The sequence below is a fragment of the Actinorugispora endophytica genome, assembly GCF_004363075.1.
In the GTDB taxonomy this organism is placed as follows: Bacteria; Actinomycetota; Actinomycetes; order Streptosporangiales; family Streptosporangiaceae; genus Actinorugispora; species Actinorugispora endophytica.
This window is the reverse complement of record NZ_SNYN01000001.1, coordinates 15,396-35,032: the sequence shown is the minus strand read 5'-3', so window position 1 is coordinate 35,032 and position 19,637 is coordinate 15,396. Positions and strand designations below refer to the sequence as shown.

16 protein-coding genes and 3 tRNA genes are annotated in these 19,637 nt (G+C 72.0%); 14 read left to right on the top strand and 5 right to left on the bottom strand.

What is annotated here, in order from left to right:
* The first annotated feature begins 336 nt into the window (after nucleotides 1-336).
* The 4 genes from EV190_RS00170 (at nucleotide 337) to EV190_RS23205 (ending at nucleotide 4,546) form a co-directional block, all read left to right on the top strand.
* On the top strand, nucleotides 337-2,514 hold the full coding sequence (locus EV190_RS00170; protein ID WP_133739357.1) for an ATP-dependent DNA helicase UvrD2: 2,178 nt from the start codon (nucleotides 337-339) through the stop codon (nucleotides 2,512-2,514).
* A complete protein-coding gene (gene tesB / locus EV190_RS00165) occupies nucleotides 2,511-3,428 on the top strand; it encodes an acyl-CoA thioesterase II (RefSeq protein WP_133739356.1) in 918 nt (305 codons plus the stop codon). The genes EV190_RS00170 and tesB overlap by 4 nt, the downstream gene beginning before the upstream one ends.
* 592 nt (nucleotides 3,429-4,020) lie before the next feature.
* Nucleotides 4,021-4,299 carry a WhiB family transcriptional regulator gene (locus EV190_RS00160; protein WP_133739355.1) on the top strand — a complete coding sequence of 93 codons (279 nt, stop codon included), beginning with the start codon at nucleotides 4,021-4,023 and terminating at the stop codon, nucleotides 4,297-4,299.
* Nucleotides 4,300-4,387: 88 nt separating this feature from the next.
* Nucleotides 4,388-4,546 (top strand): hypothetical protein, encoded by a 159-nt coding sequence (locus EV190_RS23205; RefSeq protein WP_166655342.1) that lies wholly within the window; start codon nucleotides 4,388-4,390, stop codon nucleotides 4,544-4,546.
* 160 nt (nucleotides 4,547-4,706) lie between these two features.
* Here the strand turns inward: EV190_RS23205 and EV190_RS00155 are convergent, their stop codons facing one another.
* A complete protein-coding gene (locus EV190_RS00155) occupies nucleotides 4,707-6,014 on the bottom strand; it encodes an ABC1 kinase family protein (protein WP_243742241.1) in 1,308 nt (435 codons plus the stop codon).
* A gap of 291 nt (nucleotides 6,015-6,305) precedes the next feature.
* Here EV190_RS00155 and EV190_RS00150 point away from each other — a divergent pair, with 291 nt between their 5' ends.
* On the top strand, nucleotides 6,306-6,851 hold the full coding sequence (locus EV190_RS00150; protein ID WP_208112968.1) for a M48 metallopeptidase family protein: 546 nt from the start codon (nucleotides 6,306-6,308) through the stop codon (nucleotides 6,849-6,851).
* 151 nt (nucleotides 6,852-7,002) lie between these two features.
* A complete protein-coding gene (locus EV190_RS00145) occupies nucleotides 7,003-7,653 on the top strand; it encodes a hypothetical protein (protein ID WP_133739353.1) in 651 nt (216 codons plus the stop codon).
* On the opposite strand, the gene EV190_RS00140 is transcribed toward EV190_RS00145, so the two are convergent.
* Nucleotides 7,623-8,930 carry a cryptochrome/photolyase family protein gene (locus EV190_RS00140; RefSeq protein ID WP_133739352.1) on the bottom strand — a complete coding sequence of 436 codons (1,308 nt, stop codon included), beginning with the start codon at nucleotides 8,928-8,930 and terminating at the stop codon, nucleotides 7,623-7,625. The two genes, EV190_RS00145 and EV190_RS00140, sit on opposite strands and share 31 nt — an antisense overlap.
* Before the next feature lie 158 nt (nucleotides 8,931-9,088).
* Between EV190_RS00140 and EV190_RS00135 the strand changes: the two genes are divergently transcribed.
* Nucleotides 9,089-10,057, top strand: coding sequence for a YbgA family protein (locus tag EV190_RS00135; protein WP_133739351.1), 969 nt, complete (start codon nucleotides 9,089-9,091; stop codon nucleotides 10,055-10,057).
* Here the strand turns inward: EV190_RS00135 and EV190_RS00130 are convergent.
* The gene (locus tag EV190_RS00130; RefSeq protein WP_133739350.1) at nucleotides 10,012-10,611 is read right to left on the bottom strand and encodes an NUDIX hydrolase; all 600 of its coding nucleotides are present in this window, start codon (nucleotides 10,609-10,611) and stop codon (nucleotides 10,012-10,014) included. The two genes, EV190_RS00135 and EV190_RS00130, sit on opposite strands and share 46 nt — an antisense overlap.
* Entirely contained in the window at nucleotides 10,608-11,999 is a 1,392-nt protein-coding gene (locus EV190_RS00125; protein WP_133739349.1) for a zinc-dependent metalloprotease, read from the bottom strand. Before EV190_RS00125 ends, EV190_RS00130 begins: the two co-directional genes overlap by 4 nt.
* A gap of 61 nt (nucleotides 12,000-12,060) precedes the next feature.
* On the opposite strand from EV190_RS00125, the gene EV190_RS00120 reads away from it, so the two are divergent.
* The 3 genes from EV190_RS00120 (at nucleotide 12,061) to EV190_RS00110 (ending at nucleotide 14,806) form a co-directional block, all read left to right on the top strand.
* Nucleotides 12,061-13,188, top strand: coding sequence for an NAD-dependent epimerase/dehydratase family protein (locus EV190_RS00120; RefSeq protein WP_243742240.1), 1,128 nt, complete (start codon nucleotides 12,061-12,063; stop codon nucleotides 13,186-13,188).
* A gap of 82 nt (nucleotides 13,189-13,270) precedes the next feature.
* On the top strand, nucleotides 13,271-13,708 hold the full coding sequence (locus EV190_RS00115; RefSeq protein ID WP_133739348.1) for a molybdenum cofactor biosynthesis protein MoaE: 438 nt from the start codon (nucleotides 13,271-13,273) through the stop codon (nucleotides 13,706-13,708).
* A gap of 51 nt (nucleotides 13,709-13,759) precedes the next feature.
* Complete coding sequence (locus EV190_RS00110) at nucleotides 13,760-14,806, top strand: YlbL family protein (RefSeq protein WP_133739347.1); 1,047 nt, start codon at nucleotides 13,760-13,762, stop codon at nucleotides 14,804-14,806.
* Nucleotides 14,807-14,906: 100 nt separating this feature from the next.
* Here EV190_RS00110 and EV190_RS00105 read toward each other — a convergent pair whose 3' ends face one another.
* Nucleotides 14,907-15,428 (bottom strand): PPA1309 family protein, encoded by a 522-nt coding sequence (locus tag EV190_RS00105; RefSeq protein ID WP_133739346.1) that lies wholly within the window; start codon nucleotides 15,426-15,428, stop codon nucleotides 14,907-14,909.
* A 377-nt stretch (nucleotides 15,429-15,805) separates the two neighbouring features.
* On the opposite strand from EV190_RS00105, the gene EV190_RS00100 reads away from it, so the two are divergent.
* From EV190_RS00100 to EV190_RS00085, 4 genes are all read left to right on the top strand, one after another.
* Complete coding sequence (locus EV190_RS00100) at nucleotides 15,806-18,847, top strand: UPF0182 family membrane protein (protein ID WP_133739345.1); 3,042 nt, start codon at nucleotides 15,806-15,808, stop codon at nucleotides 18,845-18,847.
* A gap of 118 nt (nucleotides 18,848-18,965) precedes the next feature.
* A tRNA-Met gene (locus EV190_RS00095) sits at nucleotides 18,966-19,042 on the top strand.
* 205 nt (nucleotides 19,043-19,247) lie between these two features.
* Nucleotides 19,248-19,324 (top strand) — tRNA-Met (locus tag EV190_RS00090).
* A gap of 203 nt (nucleotides 19,325-19,527) precedes the next feature.
* Nucleotides 19,528-19,604: transfer RNA gene (locus tag EV190_RS00085), tRNA-Met, on the top strand.
* Nucleotides 19,605-19,637 lie beyond the last annotated feature (33 nt).

Genomic DNA, 19,637 nt, shown 5'->3' with positions numbered 1-19,637 from the left:
ACTGCCGCATACTCCAACGCAGGGAACCGCGCCCAGCTTCCCTTCGCGATCAGTGCCGGTTCAGACGCGGGTGGCGCCGCCCCGGTTCCCGTTCCGGCCTGGCCGGATCCGGCCACGGACCGCTCGGGCGCGCGCCGGTCGTCCACAGGGCGGGCGCCGGTTCCGCGAGTGCGCACGGGGACACGCGGATACTTGAGAGACTGGACCGGGCGAACGCTCCCGAAGCGGCCCGTGGGAACCGGAGTCGCTCCCCGGACACGCTCCAGGAGGAGGACGCGGACCGCGAACCGTTTGACACAGGCCCGCGTTGACCGGGTTGGATTGGAGACACGGCTGATGGGCCCAGACGAACCCCGCGCGGCGCACCCGACCGATTTCCCCGGAGGTGCCGCGCCCTCGCTCGCGGGACCGCCCCCCTCACCCGAGGCGATCCTGCGCGGTCTGGACCCCGAACAGCTCGAAGCGGCCCGCTCGGTGCGCGGCCCGGTGTGCATCCTGGCGGGCGCGGGCACCGGCAAGACCCGCGCCATCACCCATCGCATCGCCTACGCGGTGGCCACCGGCGTGGTCCCCGAGCAGCAGATCCTCGCGGTGACCTTCACCACCCGGGCGGCCGGGGAGATGCGCGGGCGGCTGCGGGCGCTGGGCGCCCCCCGGGTGCAGGCCCGCACCTTCCACGCCGCCGCGCTGCGCCAGCTCTCCTACTTCTGGCCGCAGGCGATCGGCGGCCCCAAGCCCACGCTCGTCGACAGCAAGCTCGGACTCGTCTCCGAGGCCGGGCGCGCCTGCGGGCTCCAACTCGACCGGACGGGCCTGCGCGACCTCGCCGGCGAGATCGAGTGGTCCAAGGTCACCCAGACCCGTCCCGCCGACTACGAGGCCACCGTCACCAAGGCGAACCGCACCCCCCCGATGCCCGCCCGCGACGTCGCCCGCGCGTACGACGCCTACGAGGAGCTGCGCCGCGAGCGCAACCTGCTCGACTTCGAGTCGATGCTCGAACTCACCGCCGCGATGATCACGGACTCGCCGCAGATCGCCGAACAGGTGCGGAGCCAGTACCGCTACTTCGTCGTCGACGAGTTCCAGGACGTCAACCCGCTGCAGAAGCTCCTCCTGGACGCCTGGCTGGGCGACCGCGACGACATCTGCGTCGTCGGCGACCCCAACCAGACCATCTACTCGTTCGCCGGGGCCACCCCCGGCTACCTCACCGGCTTCTCCGCCGCCTACCCGCACGCCACCTTCGTCCGGCTGGTGCGCGACTACCGGTCCACGCCGCAGGTGGTCAAGGTCGCCAATACCGCGCTCAGGGCCGCGGGCAGCGCCGGGACCGCCCGCGAGCACCACCTCGAGCTCGTCGCCCAGCGTCCGGACGGCCCCGAGCCCGCCTACACCGAGTACGACGACGAGCCCGCCGAGGCCACCTCGGTGGCCCGCAAGATCGCCGCCCTCATCGAGTCGGGCACGCCCGCCCGGCAGATCGCGGTGCTGTTCCGCGTCAACTCCCAGTCCGCCGCCTACGAGCAGGCCCTCGGCGACGCGGGGGTTTCCTTCACGCTGCGCGGGGCCACCCAGTTCTTCGACCGGCCCGAGATCAAGAAGGCCCTGCACACGCTGCGCGGGGCAGCCCAGGGCGACGACGCCGCGCCCCTGGTCGCCACCGTCCGGCACATCCTGCAGCAGCCCCAGATCGGCCTCACCGAGACGGCGCCCGAGGGGCGCCAGGCACGCGAGAAGTGGGAGTCGCTGGCCGCCCTCGCCCAGCTCGCCGAGGACGTCGCCACCGAGCGGGCCGGAGCGACCCTCGCCGACTTCGTCACCGAGCTCCAGGCCCGCGCGGCCACCGAGCACGCCCCCGGCCTGGAGGGCGTCACCCTGGCCTCGCTGCACGCCGCCAAGGGCCTGGAGTGGGACGCGGTGTTCCTGGTCGGGCTCACCGAGGGCATGCTGCCGATCATCTACGCGGAGGAGCCCGAGCAGGTCGAGGAGGAGCGCAGGCTCTTCTACGTGGGCGTCACCCGCGCCCGCGAGCACCTGAGCATGTCGTGGTCGCTGGCGCGCTCGCCGGGCGGCCGCAAGTCCCGCAAGCCCTCCCGGTTCCTCGACGGCCTGCGGCCCGCCTCGCCGTCCCTGGCGGCCCAGCGCGGCGAGCGGCGCAAGCAGGCCAGGACCGCCCAGTGCCGGGTCTGCGGGACGACCCTGCTCGAGGCCGCCGAGCGCAAGCTGGGCCGCTGCCTCGACTGCCCGTCGAACTACGATGAGGCGTTGCTGGAGAGTCTCAGGGAGTGGCGGCGCGGGGTCTCCACCGAGCAGAAGGTGCCGGCCTACGTCGTCTTCACCGACGCCACCCTCCAGGCGATCGCCGAGCACGTGCCGTCCAGCACGACGCAGCTCGCGCGTATCTCCGGAGTGGGCGCGGTGAAGCTGGAGCGCTACGGCCAGGCGGTCCTGGCGCTGTGCGCGGGAGAGGCGCCCGAGCGAACCGGCGCGGACGAAGGGGAGACAGCGTGAGCGAGCGGGAAAAGCGGGCGACCGCCCCGGGGGAACCGGCGGAGGCCGAGACGGGCCAGTCCCTGCGGGAACTGCTGGACGTCCTCGACCTCGAGCCGATCGAGGTGAACATCTTCCGGGGCCGCAGCCCCGACGGCGGCCCGCAGCGCATCTTCGGCGGCCAGGTCGCGGGCCAGGCGCTGGTCGCGGCGGGACGCACCGTCCCCGAGGACCGGTTCGTGCACTCCCTGCACGCCTACTTCATCCGCCCGGGCGACCCGTCGGTCCCGATCGTCTACGAGGTGGACCGGGTCCGCGACGGCCGCTCCTTCACCACCCGCCGGGTCACGGCGATCCAGCACGGCAAGGCGATCTTCACGCTGTCGGCGTCCTTCCACCACGTCGAGCCCGGCCTTTCGCACCAGATGCCGATGCCCGAGGTGCCCGCGCCGGAGGAGCTGCCCACGATGCGGGACCGGCTCTTCCACGCGTTCGGCAAGGTGCCCAGGTTCGCGACCTGGCACCCCATCGAGATGCGCCCCGTCGGCCCGCTCTCCTTCGAGGTGCAGCAGGACCGCAGCCTCAGCAGCACCGAGAACCTCGTCTGGCTCAAGGTCGGGGGCAGGCTCCCCGACGACCCGCTGCTCCAGGTCTGCCTGATGACCTACGCCTCGGACATGACCCTGCTGGACACGGTCCTGATCGCGCACGGACGGTCTTTCTCGGGGATCTCGATGGCCAGCCTCGACCACGCCATGTGGTTCCACCGCCCCTTCCGCGCCGACGAGTGGCTGCTGTACGCCCAGGAGACCCCGGTCTCCCACGGAGCGCGCGGCCTGGCGCGCGGCCTGGTCTACACCCGTTCGGGGGAGCTGGTCTGCTCGGTGGTGCAGGAGGGGCTCATCCGCGTCCTCGACGAGGAGGACGGGAGTTGAGACACGTCGCGGAATCGCGGCCGGATCCGGGCGGAATCGCAGGTCAAAAATAGGTTGCCGATTTTCGCCGACGCGCCCTAGTCTTTACGTCATCGAGTTCGCGCCCGTCGCGGGAGAAGATCCCTGCGGCCACACGACAGAAGGAGGTGCTCCGATCTAATGAACACGATCATCACCGGTTTCGGCCCGTTCATGGGTGCCTGGGGCACCGCCAATGGCAGTGGTGCGCGCGCGGATATGTCGTATGCCCTCGGCAGGGTTGTCGGCACCGGCGAACCGGGCGGACTGGGGCTGTTCAAGCTCCGTCACCGGAACGGTTCACACCTCGAAGAGACCCAGCGCCCTCGTGGCGCGGTGGGGAAGTGTCCACGGAGTCTCCGGCCTAGCAGTTAGGCCGGGAGTCCTCCCAGTGGCCGCGGGTCCCCACAGATGGGGCCGCGGCCTTTTTGGTGTTCCGAACCTCTCCCCTCCCAGTGGAGGAGGGCGGATTGTCGGGACCTCTCGCAGGTCAAGGCCCCCAAAGAGCCGGATCGAGATCTGGCTTCCACAGTTGCCTACCGCGTTGATCACCAAAGAAACAGGGAGGACACCGATGCTTGCGTCGGTCCTTGAGACCCCGTGGCTGAACGAGGCCGAGATCCCGTGCCGACTCCAGCCCGACCTCTTCTTCGCCGAGGCCCCGGCGGACGTCGAGGCGGCCAAGGCACTCTGCGTCGACTGCCCGGTGCGGGCGCAGTGCCTCGCCGACGCGCTCGAGCGCCGCGAGCCGTGGGGCGTCTGGGGCGGTGAGCTGCTGGTGGCCGGCCAGGTGGTCGCCCGTAAGCGCCCGCGGGGTCGTCCCCGCAAGAACGCCGAGCCGCTCGCCGCGTAACCGCTGTACCCGGCCGGTCGCCCGACCAGCCCGCTTTCGACATCGATCCGTTCGTCCGCGGAGAAGTCCGCAGAGAAAGAAGCACACCATGTTGATCCACGAACTCGTCCGCCTGCAGAAGTCCGTCGACATCAAGAACGAGCGCCAGCGCCACCGCCTCAGCGCGCGTCAACTGCGGGCCCAGCTCCGCGAGCAGCGCCGTGCGGAACAGCTCCTCGCGGAAATGCGGGTCTCGCGCCTGTGTTGACGCCGCTCGCGGCGTGACAGGGAATGAATGAAGGGGGACGGCCCGGGGCCGTCCCCCTTTTTCGTGGTGGTTTCCCCGCCGATCGTGACCTTTCCGGGGTCCCAACCGTTTCCGAGGCCCCGGAAAGGTCACGATCGGCGAGAAAGGGGGCACTCCACGCCTAGACGGCGCCGAGGAAGCCGGGGATCCACTGTTCCACCTCGGAGCGGACGGGAACCTCGGCCTCCAGTTGGCACAGCACCCCGGTCGCCGCCATGACCACGCGGTGGATGAGCACGTAGGAGGGCGGCAGGTTCAGTTCGGGCAGTACCGCGTTGGAACGCTGGAAGAGGCGTTGGGCCTCCCCGCGCAGCCAGTCGCGGTCGAAGGCGAAGCGCTCGCCGCGGGCGGGTTCGGCGAACGGCATCAGGAAGTCCAGCAGCTGCTGTGGTTCCAGTTCCGAGTCCGAACGCAGGAAGCCCTCGTCGACGAGGCCGTCCCGCACGGTCCTCCCGTCGCCGAGCAGCCCGATCCGGATGAGCCGGCCGAACGCGAGCGGGAAACCGTCGGGCAACCGGTTGACCGCGCCGAAGTCCAGGACGGCCAGGCGGCCGTCCGCGAGCATCCGGAAGTTGCCGGGGTGCGGGTCGGCGTGCAGGAGCCCGGCGCGCTCCGGGCCGGAGAACAGAAAACGCGTGTACAGCAGACCGGCCCGGTCCCGTTCGTCCCGGGAGCCGTCGGTGATGACCGACGACAGGGGGCGGCCGTCCAGCCACTCGCTGACCAGCACCCGCTCGTGCGCGGCCAGGACCTCGGGGACGACGAAGTCGGGGTCGTCGCCGTAGGCCTCGGCGAACCCCTGCTGGGCGTCGGCCTCCAGCCCGTAGTCGAGTTCCTCGATGATCCGGTCCTTGAGCTCGGCGAGCAGCGGCTTGACCTCCAGGCCGGGCATGACGACGGTGAACAGCCTGCTGATACGCGCCAGCTGGTGGAAGTCGTTGAGCAGGGCCTTTCCGGCGCCGGGGTACTGCACCTTGACGGCGACCGCGCGGCCGTCGTGCCACACGGCGCGGTGCACCTGGCCGATGGACGCCGACGCGGCGGGGGAGTCGTCGAAGGAGGAGAAGCGGTCCCGCCAGCGTGGTCCGAGGGAGTCGGCGAGGACCTGGTGCACGGTGGCCGCGGGGATGGGCGGGGCGTTCTCCTGCAGACGGGTGAGGGTGTCCCGGTAGGGACCCGCGAACTCCTCGGGGAGGGCCGCCTCGAACACCGAAAGGGCCTGGCCGAGTTTCATGGCCCCGCCCTTGAGCGTGCCGAGCACCTCGAAGACGTGTTCGGCGGTGCGGCGCTGGATGTCGCTGATGACTTCGTCGGAAGGGGTGCCGGTCATACGCCTGCCGATGCCGACGGTGCTGCGACCGGCGTATCGCAGGGGAAGGGAGGCCAGTTTGGCGGTGCGCGAGAACGCGCGCCGGGGCAGATCACTCACGCCCATATTGTCGTCCCTGCGAAGAACTGGTCGTGGAGGAGGACCGGCCGTCCTCCTCCGGACGCGGACCGGTCCGGCGCGTCCGCGCCGACGAGGCCGCTTTCGGAGGAACTTCCGAATTGGCCGGATGTGGCCGGAGTGATCCTGATCGCAACGGGCTTGGTCGGGGGCTGCCGCGGGACGGGGCCGAGGCCGTGGCCAAACCTTGGGGTCGGGCCGGTCGAGTCTTTGGTGATGAAGGGTGGCATCCACCCCCTGTGGCTCTTGTCAACTCTGGGCTACCTTGAAAACGTGCCGCCGGATCCGAGAGTCGAGGTGCGCCGGAGTTCCCGTCGCCGGCGGACCGTCTCGGCCTATCGCGACGGGGACAAAACAGTCATTCTCGTGCCCGCGAACTTCTCCCGCGCCGAAGAGCAGCACTGGGTCGACCGCATGCTCGGGCGGCTCCGGGCACGCGAGGAGCGCCGCCGCCCCAGTGACGACGCGCTCCAGGCCCGGGCGGTGGAGCTCGCCGACCGCTACCTGGACGGACAGGTCCGCCCGGCCAGCGTGAGGTGGGTGGACAACCAGAACACCCGCTGGGGCTCGTGCACCCCCGAAGACGGATCGATCCGTCTCTCACGCAGGCTCTCGGGGATGCCCAGCTGGGTCGTGGACTACGTGCTCATCCACGAACTCGTGCACCTCATCGTGCCCGGACACGGACACGAGTTCTGGGAACTCGCGAACCGCTACCCCAAGACCGAGCGGGCCCGCGGCTACCTGGAAGGCGTCAGTGCCGCCCCCCGTCTGAACGCCGAAGGCCACGGTGAGCTGACGGACGGGGAAGGCCACTGACCCGGGGAGAGGTCCGCCTGCCGGACCGGCTCGGGCTCGTGCCCGCCGGTTCGGCGCCGGCGCCGCGGCATGTCCGCCCCGTCCCGGGCGCTAACGTCGGGAACGGCAGCGGGTGAGTGGTGGGAGCGCAGGGGAGTCCGGCGTGGAGCGTATGGCGGCTGTACTCGTCACGTCCGACCCGCCCGGGGCGTGTCCGCCCGGGGTCGATCCGGCGGTGTTCTCCCTCGCCCTCGCGGAGGACGTCTACGAGGTCGTCGCCGGCCTCGAGCTGTGCGAGGCCGCGTTCGCGGTCGACGGGGACGCGGAGCTCGCGGAACGGATCGCCGAGCTCACCTGGCCGGGCACCCCGGTTCGCACCGTGCGGGGCCCGTCCCCGCTCCGGGACGCCTTCGGCATGCTCGCCGGACAGGGCGCCCGACAGGCCGTGGTCCTCGCCGCGGACGCCCCGGACCTGCCGCCGCTCCTGGTCGGGAAGCTCTTCCGCGCGCTGGGCACGGCCGAGGCCGCGGCCTGTCCGGCGTTCGGTGGCGGCCTGGTCGCGCTGGCCGCGCGGCTGCCCCTTCCGGACTGGATCGGCGCCGCGTCCCTGGACGACCCCGACGCGCTGGGCGCGCTGACCGCGGCCCGGCCCGCGCGTCGGGCCCTGGTCGCGGTCCCGGGCTGGCACCGCCTGCGCGACCCCCGGGACCTGGCCGCCCTCGACCCAGGTCTGGAGGGGTGGGAGGCGACCAGGATGCTGCTTTCCGCCCGCGGGGGCACCGGACGGGCGCCTCACGGCTCCGGCAGCAGCGGCGGCGGGTAGCCGCCGGGAGCCGGAAGCGGTGGGGTGTGCACCTCGGGTCCGCTGATACCGCGGAGTTCGGGGACGTAGCGGCGCACGTAGGAGCCGTCCGGGTCGAAGCGCCTGGCCTGGCGCAGCAGGTTGAACCGGCGGTTGGAGCGGGTGTCGTCGCCGGTGCCCGCGATCCACCGCCAGTTGCCGTGGTTGTTCGCGAGGTCGCCGTCGACCAGCAGCGAGTGGAAGTGGTCGGCGCCGCGCCTCCAGGGCACGGACAGCAGCCGGGTCAGGTAGTTCGCGGTGATCATCCGGGCGCGGTTGTGCATGAACCCCTCCCTCAGTAGTTGGCGCATGCCCGCGTCCACGACCGGTGCGCCGGTCCTTCCCGAGCACCAGGCCGCGAAGCCGTCTTCGTCGGTCCGCCGGTCCGTGTCGCGAGGCCGGTGGCCGGCGTCGTCCGCCCAGCGGCGGGCGTGCGCCGCCTGGTGGTGGAAGTCCCGCCAGGCCAGTCGGCGCAGGAACGCGGTGCCGCCGGGCAGGTTCCGCGCGACCAGCGCCAGTTCCAGCGGTGAGACGCACCCGAACCGCAGGTGCCCGCTGAGCCGAGAGGTGCGGTCGCCGGACAGGTCGTCGCGGACGCCCTCGTACCCCGCCAGCGCCGACGCCGTCCACGCGCGGACGCGGTCGCGGGCCGAGTCCTCCCCGCCGCGCGTCCGGTCCGGGGACAGCGTCCCCGTCCCCGTGCCGGCGAGCGAGGGGCCGGGGAGGCGGCCCACCGCCACCGTCGAGGGGATCGCGACCCGGTCGGGGGCGGGCAGGGCCGCGCGCCAGGCGGCGGACTCCCAGGCCCGCAGGTACGGGGTGAACACCCGGTAGTGGTCGCCGCCCGAGGGCGTCAGCGCGCCGGGCGGCACCACCGTCACCCCCGGGAAGACGCGCAGCCGGACGCCCGGCCCTCCGAGCGCCCGGGCCAGGTCCAGCTCCCGGGCGGCGGCCGACGCGCCGACCTCCCCGCTGACGTGCACCGCCGCGGCACCCGTCTCGGCCGCGATCCTCGTGGTCTCGGCGACCGTGTCCCCCTCGCGGACCACCAGGTCGCCGCCGCGGCCGCGCAGCCCGGCGCGCAACTCCGCCAGCGCCTCCACCAGGTAGGCGATCCGGTTGCGCGCGCAGGCGCCCAGTACCGCCGGATCGAGCACGAACAGGGGCACCACCCGCTCGGCCCCGGTGACGGCGGCGTGCAGCGCCGGGTGGTCGTGCAGCCGAAGGTCGCGGGTGAACAGGACGACGATCGTGGACACGCGGGCTCCTCCCCACGGGGGCACGGTGCTCCCGCGCCCTGCGCGTCCAGTGAACAGGGACGGCGACGGCGCGCGCCAGCCGGTTCCGGAGGCTGTGGAAAACCCGGTGGGGGGTTTACCGCCCTGCTCAGGGGCATTCGGTCGGTATGAGTACCCTGATGTCGGAACGCTCCGGCGGCACGCGTCCCCGTGTCGGTGTGTCGAGCTGCCTGCTGGGCGCCCCGGTCCGCTACAACGGCGGGCACTCCAGGAACCGCTTCCTCGCCGAGGTGCTGGACCGGTACGTCGACTGGAAGCCGGTCTGCCCCGAGACCGAGATCGGCCTGGGGGCGCCGCGCGAGACGCTCCGGCTGAACCGGGTCGGGGGCGCGGCCAGGGCGGTCGCCACCAGGAGCGGGACCGACCACACCGGAGACCTCGCCGCCGTCGCGGACCGGCACCTGGCCGGACTGCGCGAACTCGACGGCTACGTGCTGAAGAACCGGTCGCCCAGCTGCGGGCTGTTCGGGATGCCCGTCTTCGAGGACGGGCGGCGGGTGGACGGGAGGGGGCGCGGGGTCTTCGCGGCCCGCCTCACCGAGCTCTGCCCCGAAGTGCCCGTGGAGGAGCAGGGCAGGCTCTCCGACGAGGGCCTGCGCGAGCACTTCGTGGAGCGGGTCTTCGCCAGGGCCCGCCTGCGCGCCCTCTTCACCGGCGACTGGCGCCCGCGCGACCTCGTCGCCTTCCACTCCCGCCACAAGCTCCAGCTGATGGCCCACGAACCCGACGGATACCGACGGACCGGCCGCGTCGCGGCGCGGGCCGGAACGGACGGCCCCGAAGCCGTCCGGGACGCGTACACGGCCGCGTTCTCCGAGGCCATGGCGCTCAGGGCCACTCGCGGCAAGCACGTCAACGTCCTGCAGCACGCCTTCGGGATGGTCGGCCCGCTGCTGGACGGCGTGCGCCGGCAGGACGTCCTGGACGCCATCGACGGCTACCAGGAGGGCCACCTGCCGCTGTGCCTGCCCGTGCGCCTGCTGCGCCACCACAGCGCGGCCGAGGGCGTCGCCTGGGTCCGTGAGCAGAGCTACCTGGAGCCCTACCCGGACCGGCTCGCCCTGCGCAACACGGCCTCGCCCGCCTGATCCCCGGGTGCCAGGGCGCGGACCGCCCGGGCGGCCGCGTGGACCAGGGCGCGGCAGGCGTCGTCGGAGGGCTCGGGGAGCTCCCGCACGTCGAACCAGGCCAGGTCGTCGGACTCGGCCGCGTCCAGGACGAGCTCGGCCCCGGCGGGGGCGACCGCCGCGTACTGCACGTCCAGATGCCAGGAGCCGCCGCCGCACGGCACCGCGTGCCGGTCCAACCGGACCGGTTCGGGCAGCAGCCGCAGACCCGTGATCCCCGACTCCTCGGTGGCCTCGCGCAGCGCCGCCGCGGCCAGGGAGGGGTCGCCCTCCTCGCAGTGCCCGCCCAGTTGCAGCCAGAGCTTGATCCTGCCGTGCAGGGTCAGCACCGTGCGCTCGCCCGAAGGGTCCAGGACGGCCGCGCTCGCGGTGAGGTGGCCGGACCGGCAGGACCGCCACATGGCGTCCGGGTGGCGGTCGAGGTACGTCAGGTAGTCGCGGCGCAACGCCTCCTGCGCGGGGTCCGGCGCGGTCCAGGACTCCAGTACCGAGCGGGCGTCGGAACGCAGACTCAACGGCCGTTCCCGTCGCCCTGGTCGTCCCCGCGCCCGGGGTCGTCGGTGAACTGGGAGATGTCCAGGTCGTCGGGGACGCCCGGGCCGTTGACGAAGTCGTCGGGCGAGTCCAGGTCCGAACCGGACGGCATCAGGTCGGGGTGCTCCCAGACGGCGTCGCGTCCGTCGATCCCGCGCGCCGCGACCAGCGCCTCCCACAGGGCGGCGGCGTCGCGCAGCCTGCGCGGCCGCAGCTCCAGGCCGACCAGCGTGGCGAAGGTGTGCTCGGCGGGGCCGCCGGACGCCCGGCGCCTGCGCAGTGCCTCGCTCAGCGCGGCGGCCTGCGGGAGCCGCTCGGACACGGCCGCGTCCACAACGGTGGACACCCAGCCCTCGATCAGCGCCAGGGCCGTCTCCAGCCGCGCCAGCGACGCCTTCTGCTGGGGGGTGTCCTCGGTCTGGAACAGGCCCTCGCCCTCGACCCCCGTCAGCGCCTCCTGCAGTGCCTCGGGGTTGCCGACGTCGATCCGGCCGAGCTTGTCCTCGAGCCCGCTCATGTCGAAGGACATGCCGAGCGCGTACTCCTCGACCAGGCTGAAGACGTGCGAGCGCAGCCACGGCACGTGGCTGAACAGCCGGTGGTGGGCGGCCTCGCGCGCCGCCAGGTACAGTCGGACCTCCTCGAGCGGGACGCCCAGGCCCCCGCCGAAGTTCCGCACGCCCTCGGGCAGCAGCGCCGCGCGGCCGTCACCGGCCAACGGCAGCCCCACGTCGGTCGATCCGAGCACCTCCCTGGCCAGTTCGCCGATGGCCTGTCCGGCCTGCTGGCCGACGAGCATCCCGCCCATCTGCCGGATCACGCCCAGCAGCGGGCCGGCCACCGCGGCCATCTCGCCCGGCAGGTTCTGGCCCATGGACTCCACGATGCGCTCGGTCAGCGGGTTGCACAGCCTGGACCAGGTCGGCATGGTCTTCTCGACCCATTCGGACCGGCTCCACGCCTCCATCGTGTGCAGCCCGGACGGCAGCGCGGTGGCCTCGTTCAGCCACAGATCGGCCAGCCGCAGGGCCTCCTGCACGTGCGCGTGGTCGGCGGGGCCGATGCTCGGGTCGCCGTGCTGGGAGACCGTGTGCCGGGCGATGTTCTTGGCGGCGTCCCAGTTGATGCCGCTGCCGCCGGACTGCGGTCCCGAGCCCGGGGCGGGCTGCGCGGACATCATGTCGGCGAACTGGCGGAGCATCTGCGCCATCTGCTGGGGATCACCGAACGGGAAGCCGCCGGGCGGCGGTTCCGGGAAGTCGCCGCCTGAGCCGCCTTTCCCGGCTCCCGAGCCGGAGTCGCCCGACCGGCGGCCGGACTCGTCGTCCGGGTCGTTCGACATGCTGAAACCAAAAGGAAGGTCGCTCACGATTAGACCTCAGGCAGGATAGGAATGTCTCCACTGTCACGTTAGCTGGGAGCCGCCCGGAGTGAGTACTCGATCTGGCCAGGTTCGCCCACAGCACAGCCACCCCGCCGAAGGGCTGGTCGTCGCGGTCACGGGTGCCGCCACCGGCGTTGGTCGCATACTGGTGGAACGTCTGCTGGCGGGCGGGGGTTCCGGCCGCGCGGCCAAAGTCGTCGCCATCGACTCGCAAAGGGGCGACGCCGACGGCGCGGTCTGGCGTGTCGCCGACGTGTGCGACCCGCGACTGGCAGGAAGCCTGACCGGGGTGGACGTGCTCGTGCACACCGCGGACGACCGCTCCCTGGAGACCCCTTCGCGCGAGCGCCGCGCCCACAACATCCGGGCCGCGCAGACCGTGCTGACCGCGGCCGCGGCCGAACGGGTCCCGCGCGTCGTCCTCGTCACCAGCACCATGGTCTACGGCGCGGACCCCGGGAACGCCGTCCCGCTCGACGAGACCCTGCCCTTCCGGAGTGAGGCCGGGACCAGCATGGTCAGCGACTTCGTCGAGATCGAGGAACTGGCGGCGCTGGCCCGCCGCGCCCACCCGGGGCTGTCGGTGACCGTGGTGCGTCCCGCCCCGCTGGTGGGCCCGGGCATGGACACCCTGTTGAGCAGGCACTTCTCCGCGCCCCGGCTGCTCACCGTCAAAGGGTGCGAGCAGGCGTGGCAGTTCTGCCACATCGACGACCTCGCCAGCGCGCTGGAGTTCGTGGTCGACACCGGGACCGAGGGCAAGGGCGGTGCGCTCGCCGTCGGCTGCGACGGCTTCCTCGGCCAGGAGCAGGCCCAGGAGATCGCCCAGCTGCGCGCGTTCGAGCTCCCCGCGAACCTGGCCTTCGGGGCCACCCAGCGGCTGCACCGGGCCGGGATCACCCCGGCGCCCGCCAGCGAGCTGAAGTTCCTGGTCTACCCGTGCGTGGTGGACTGCGCGGCGCTGCGTGACGCCGGGTGGCGCCCGGCCCACGACAACGCCGGGGCGCTGCGCGCGCTCCTGGAGTACCGCTCCGGCAGGCACGCCCTGGTCGGGCGGAACCTCGGCCGCAAGGAGGTCACGATCACCGCGGCGGCCGGGGCCGGGGCCGCCGTCGCCGCGATCGGCACCGCGGTCGCGGCGCACCACCTGCGCAAGCGGCGCAGGAACGGGTAGGCGGGGCAGGGCGCCGCGTGTCGGACCGCGCGGTTCCCGGGTTCCCTCCCGAAGGCGGGGACCGGTTGATACGGTCGGGAGTGTGGAACCCATCATGCTCGTCGGGGTGCGCGACACCCCGCTCTCGGTCGACGAGGTCGTCTCGGCCGTCGCCGACGGCCAGGCCGGCGGCACCGCCTTCTTCGTCGGCACCGTCCGCGACCACGACCACGGCCGCGGCGTGACCGCGCTGTCCTACTCGGCGCACCCTTCGGCGACGGACCGGATGCGCGAGGTCATGGAGAAGGTCGCCGCCGACACCGGGAGCGAGGGGCGGGCGGTCCACCGGGTCGCGGCCCTGCACCGGGTCGGGGACCTCGCGATCGGCGACATCGCCGTCGTCGTCGCCGCCTCCGCCTCGCACCGCGAGGAGGCGTTCGCCGCCTGCCGCAGGCTCATCGACGACATCAAGGCCGAGGTCCCCATCTGGAAGCGCCAGGAGTTCGCCGAAGGCGGAGCCGAATGGGTGGGAGCCTGCTGACCCCTGCGGGGGCGTGCCCCTCGGGCACCCGGGCGTCGTAGGCTTGCCCGCATGTTCCGTCGTGCGATGACCCTGGTCGTGTCCGCCGTCCTCCTGGTCGGCTTCGCGGTCGGGGGGATGTTCCTCCGCGTGCCCTATCTGGTGGCCTCTCCGGGCCTCGCCCTGAACACGCTCGACGAGTTCGACGGCGAGGAGGTCATCCGGATCGAGGGGCGCGAGAGCTACGAGCACGACGGCGGGCTCTCCATGGTCACCGTCCAGTACGCGGGCGGCCCCAACTCGCGGGTGGACCTGTTCACCGCGCTGAGCGCCTGGCTCTCGCCCAGCCAGGCGGTGCTTCCGGAGGAGGCGATCTTCCCGCCGGACCGCAGTCCCGAGGAGATCAGCCAGGCCCAGGCGCTCCAGATGGACGACTCCCAGAACGCGGCGGTCGCGGCGGCCCTCAACGAACTCGGCGTCGAGTACGAGACGACCCCGATCGTGGCGGGGGTCAGCGAGGACTTTCCCGCCGAGGGGGTCCTCGAACTGGAGGACGTCATCCTCGAGGTCGACGGCGATCCCGTCGCGGACAAGAGCGAGGCGGTGGCCGCGGTCAGGGAGCGGGAGCCCGGGGACCCGGTCCGGATCACCTACGAGCGCGGCGGCGAGGAGCGGGAGGCCGAGATCGACACCGTCGAGTCCGAGGAGGGCGATCCCCTCATCGGGGTCATGATCGGCGACGACATGACCTTCCCCTTCGAGGTCGACATCAGCGTCGGCGAGATCGGCGGCCCCAGCGCGGGGATGATGTTCGCGCTGGGCGTCATGGACCGGCTCAGCTCCGAAGGGCTCACCGGCGGCCACCACGTGGCGGGCAGCGGAACCATCGACGTCGAGGGCAACGTCGGCGGAGTCAGCGGCGTCCAGCAGAAGATGGTCAGCGCCAAGCGCGAGGGCGCCGAGTACTTCCTGGTCGCCGCGGACAGTTGCGACCAGACCTTCGAGTCGGCCGTGACCGGTGAGATCGAGGTGTTCAAGGTGGCCACGCTCACCGACGCCGTCACCGCGCTGGACGCCGTCCGCACCGGCGACGGCCTGGAGGACCTGCCCCGCTGCTAGCGTCCCGCGTCCGAAGCCCGCTGATCCTGACCTTTCCGGGGCCTCGGCCGCCTCGGAGGTCCCGGAAAGGTCAGGATCAGCGGGAAGGACGGAGGGCTGGCTACTCCTCCTCGAAGGTCAGGGCGAGGGCCGAGGTCAGGCCGGGAACGAGGTCCTCCCCGTTGAGGACCTGGTCGTCCACGTCGTGGCTGCGCATGCGCAGCGCCGAGTAGCGGCCGCCGTCGCGCAGCACGCCCGCCACCATCCGGATCTCCTCGCTGCCCGGCTGGTCCCTGGCCCACGCGCCCACGTCGCCGCGCTCGGGCGGGTCCAGGGTTTCGTCGGACCCCTTGACGACCAGCCGCTCCATCACCAGCGCGCAGCCCGCCACCGTGTCGGGCCACAGGATCCGCCCCAGCGAGTCCTCCAGGGGCACGTCACCCGACAGCGGCTCCTGTTCGACCGGGGTCAGGTCATCGGGGCTCACGTCCCCTTGGACGCCGAGCAGGTCCGCCAGGTGCGGCTCCCGCTCCAGCAGATCGGAGGTCGGCACCAGCGCGTACACCCGGACGGGCTGATCCCAGCCCTGCCCGGACGCGTGGCGCTCCAGTTCCAGAACGACTTCGCGAATATTGAAAGACACCGCTCCAGTGTCCCCTGTCCGAGCGGTCCCGCGGCCTGGGGACCGGGGAACCGGTGAGTTCCCCGGTGGCGAGTATGGTCGAGGAGGCGGCTGGCGCGCGGAGGCGCGCGAGCGCGCCGGACCGGGTGTCGCGAAGCCATCTCGACCCGGTTTCGGCGCGGTGAAGCGGGAACCTGACGCGGCCTCAATAAGTTGCCAGGGTAAGGGACGTCATGTCCGCACATTCGACCAGTAACGAGCCAACCGGCGGGTGACGACGGCGGGACGCGCGCGATCCGGGAACGGATCCGGTCCTTCCGGGGCACCCGCCCGACGACACCCAGTAGGAACGAGGGGGAGGCGTGAGCTTCCGATCGCCCGGCGCACCGTCTGCGCGTATGCCTCGACGGTCCCGATTGCTCGCGCCGGTCGGCGCGGCCGTGGTCGTCATCATCGCGGGCGTCATGTTCGCCGCGAACTTCTGGACCGATTACAAGTGGTTCGACTCGGTCGGCTACACCTCGGTCTTCTGGACCGAGTTGCGCACGCGGGCGCTGCTCTTCTTCGGGGGCGGGCTGGTCATGGCCCTCGCCGTCGGGCTCAGCGTCTACTTCGCCTACCGAACCAGGCCCGCCTACCGGCCGTTCAGCCTCGAACAGCAGGGCCTGGACCGCTACCGCTCCTCCATCGACCCGCACCGCAAGCTCTTCTTCTGGGGCCTCATCGGCGGTCTCGCGCTGCTCACCGGGGCCTCCGCGAGCGCGGAGTGGCAGACCTTCCTGCAGTTCGTCAACTCCACCGAGTTCGGTGTCGACGACGCCCAGTTCGGCATGGACATCTCGTTCTTCACGTTCGTCTACCCGTTCCTGCGGGTCGTCCTGGGCTACCTGTTCGCGGCCGTGGTCATCGCGTTCATCGCCGCGGTCGTCGTGCACTATCTGTACGGCGGCGTGCGACTGCAGTCCCAGGGCCAGCGCGCCACCCCGGCCGCCCGCGTGCACCTGTCCATCCTGCTCGGGGTCTTCGTCCTGCTGCGCGCCGGAACCTACTGGCTGGACCAGTACGGCCTGGTCTTCTCCAACCGCGGCTACACCTTCGGCGCCTCGTACACCGACGTGAACGCGGTCCTGTACGCGAAGATCATCCTGTTCATCATCGCGCTCGTGTGCGCCCTGCTGTTCTTCGCGAACATCTACTTCAAGAACGCCATGGTCCCGCTGGTGAGCCTCGGCCTGCTGATCCTGTCGGCGGTGCTGATCGGCGGCGTCTACCCGGCGATCGTCCAGCAGATCACGGTCTCGCCGAACGAGCAGCGGCTGGAGAACCCCTACATCCAGCGCAACATCGAGGCCACCCGCACCGCGTACGGCGTCGACGGCGTCGAGGTGACCAACTACGACGCGCAGACCGAGCTCACCACGTCCGAGCTCGCGGCGGAGGCCGAGACCATCCCGAGCGTGCGCCTGGTGGACCCGGCCGTCGTCTCCCAGACCTTCCAGCAGCTCCAGCAGGTCCGCGGCTTCTACCAGTTCCCCGAGGTGCTGGACGTCGACCGCTACACCACCGAGGACGGCGAGACGGTCGACACCATCATCGCCGCCCGGGAGCTCAGCGGCCCTCCCGCGGGGCAGGACAACTGGCTGACCCGGCACCTGGTCTACACGCACGGCTTCGGTGTCGTCGCCGCGGCGGGCAACCAGGTGGACTCCGAAGGGCGCCCGGCGTTCCTGGAGTACAACATCCCGCCCACCGGTGACCTCTCCGAGATCGGTGACGGCTACGAGCCGCGCATCTACTTCGGCCGCGAGGGCGCCGACTACGTGATCGTCAACGCCGAGCCCGAGTACGACTACCCGCTCGACTCCCAGACCCCGGACGTGCCCACGATCGAGGACGCGGTCCCGTCGACCCCCTCGCCCGCGGCCGACGAGGCGCTGGCGCCCGCCGACGCCCGGGAAGGCCAGGAGAGCCCGGCCGGCGAGGCTCCGGCGGCCGGGGAGGAGAGCGCGCCCGCCACCGAGGAGAGCCCCGGGGCGCAGGAGTCGCCGGACGCCCAGGTGCCGGGCGGCGACAGCGGCCAGGCCACCAACCTCTACGACGGGGAAGGGGGCGTGCAGCTCAGCAGCTTCTTCGACAAGCTCCTGTACGCGGTGAGGTACCAGGAGATGGACATCCTCCTGAACAGCGCGATCAGCAGCGACTCGCAGATCATCTACATCCGCGACCCCGCCGAGCGCGTCGAGAAGGTCGCGCCGTTCCTCACCGTGGACGGGAAGCCGTACCCGGCCGTGGTGGACGGGAAGATCCAGTGGGTCCTGGACGCCTACACCACGTCCAACGGCTACCCGTACGCCACGCCGATCGACCTGGCCCTCGCCACCACGGACACCTTCACCGAGGGCACCACGGCGGTCAACGCGCTGCCGGGCAACCAGGTGAACTACATCCGCAACTCGGTCAAGGCCACCGTCGACGCCTACGACGGGACCGTGACCCTGTACGGCTGGGACGACGAGGACCCGGTCCTGCAGACCTGGTCCAAGGCGTTCCCCGACCTGATCACCGACAAGAGCGAGATCAGCGCCGAGCTCGAGTCGCACCTGCGCTACCCGGACGACCTGTTCAAGGTGCAGCGCGAGATCCTCAAGCGATACCACATCACCGACGCCAACGCCTTCTACGGCGGCCAGGACTTCTGGAACGTCCCGGCCGACCCGACCAAGTCGGGGGACAACCCCGAGCCGCCCTACCGGCAGACCCTGCGCTTCCCGGGCGACGACGACGGCACCTTCTCACTGACCTCCACCTTCGTTCCACGCGGCAGGGAGAACCTGGCGGCGTTCATGGCGGTGGACAGCGAGGCGTCGTCCGACACCTACGGGCAGTTGCGGATCCTGGAGCTGCCGCGGAGCACGGCCATCGCGGGCCCGGGCCAGATCCAGAACGCCTTCCAGGCGTCGGCCGACGTGCGCGAGGTCCTGCTCCCGCTGGAGCAGAGCTCGGCCCAGGTCACCTACGGCAACCTGCTGACTCTGCCGTTCGCCGGGGGCCTGCTCTACGTGGAGCCGCTGTACGTGCAGGCCGGTGGCAGCGACCAGGCGTCGTACCCGCTGCTGCAGCAGGTGCTCGTGGGCTTCGGCGACGAGGTCGCCATCGGCAGCAACCTGCAGGAGGCGCTGAACAACCTCTTCGACGGGGAGGAGGGCCCGCTGGGCGAGCCCGCGGCCCCCGAGGAGGGGAGCGCCGAAGGCGAGGAAGGCCAGGAGGCCCCGGTCAGCGGTGACCTCGCCCAGGCCCTGGACGACGCGGCGCAGGCCTACGACGAAGGCCAGGAGGCCCTCAGGGAGGGCGACTTCGCGGCCTACGGCGAGGCGAACGAGCGGTTGGCGGACGCCCTGGAGCGCGCCGAGGCGGCGTCCCAGAGCGGCGGGGGCGAGTAGCCTCCGACGGCCCGGCACGCGCGCGACGCCCTGGGGGCGGGGGAGACCCCGCCCCCTCGGCGTGGGCGCGGCCGATTTGGTGTTACCCCCAGGTCGCGGTACTGTGAATGAACACCGACGCGGGGTGGAGCAGTTCGGTAGCTCGCTGGGCTCATAACCCAGAGGTCGCAGGTTCAAATCCTGTCCCCGCTACCAGTGGAGGGCCCGTCCGGGCGCGAGGAGACTCGCGTCGGGGCGGGCCCTCCGTCTTTCCCCGGGCGGACGCCGCGCCGTCCCCCCGCCGGGAGCGCCGGGTCGGCGGCCGCCGCCGAAGGGCCTCCTGCCGGTGCGGGGCCGAGTGCTTTCGGGGGGTTTGATTTGCGCTTTGTATCAACCACCTCTAACGTGGTGTCCACACCGACGCGGGGTGGAGCAGTTCGGTAGCTCGCTGGGCTCATAACCCAGAGGTCGCAGGTTCAAATCCTGTCCCCGCTACCAGTGGAGGGCCCGTCCGGGCGCGAGGAGACTCGCGTCGGGGCGGGCCCTCCGTCTTTCCCCGGGCGGACGCCGCGCCGTCCCCCCGCCGGGAGCGCCGGGTCGGCGGCCGCCGCCGAAGGGCCTCCCCTTCCGCAGGTCAGAGCGGTCGCAGGGCGTCGATTCGCGCTTTGCGCCAACCACCTCTAATGTGGTGTTCACACCGACGCGGGGTGGAGCAGTTCGGTAGCTCGCTGGGCTCATAACCCAGAGGTCGCAGGTTCAAATCCTGTCCCCGCTACCAGTGGAGGGCCCGTCCGGGCGCGAGGAGACTCGC

Excerpts from the sequence above, each read along its gene's own strand:
- EV190_RS00110 (WP_133739347.1), top strand. The coding sequence starts at position 13,760 with ATGTTCCGTCGTGCGATGACCCTGGTCGTGTCCGCCGTCCTCCTGGTC.
- EV190_RS00100 (WP_133739345.1), top strand. The coding sequence starts at position 15,806 with ATGCCTCGACGGTCCCGATTGCTCGCGCCGGTCGGCGCGGCCGTGGTC.
- EV190_RS00135 (WP_133739351.1), top strand. The coding sequence starts at position 9,089 with ATGTCGGAACGCTCCGGCGGCACGCGTCCCCGTGTCGGTGTGTCGAGC.
- EV190_RS00170 (WP_133739357.1), top strand. The coding sequence starts at position 337 with ATGGGCCCAGACGAACCCCGCGCGGCGCACCCGACCGATTTCCCCGGA.
- EV190_RS00145 (WP_133739353.1), top strand. The coding sequence starts at position 7,003 with ATGGCGGCTGTACTCGTCACGTCCGACCCGCCCGGGGCGTGTCCGCCC.
- EV190_RS00160 (WP_133739355.1), top strand. The coding sequence starts at position 4,021 with ATGCTTGCGTCGGTCCTTGAGACCCCGTGGCTGAACGAGGCCGAGATC.
- EV190_RS23205 (WP_166655342.1), top strand. The coding sequence starts at position 4,388 with ATGTTGATCCACGAACTCGTCCGCCTGCAGAAGTCCGTCGACATCAAG.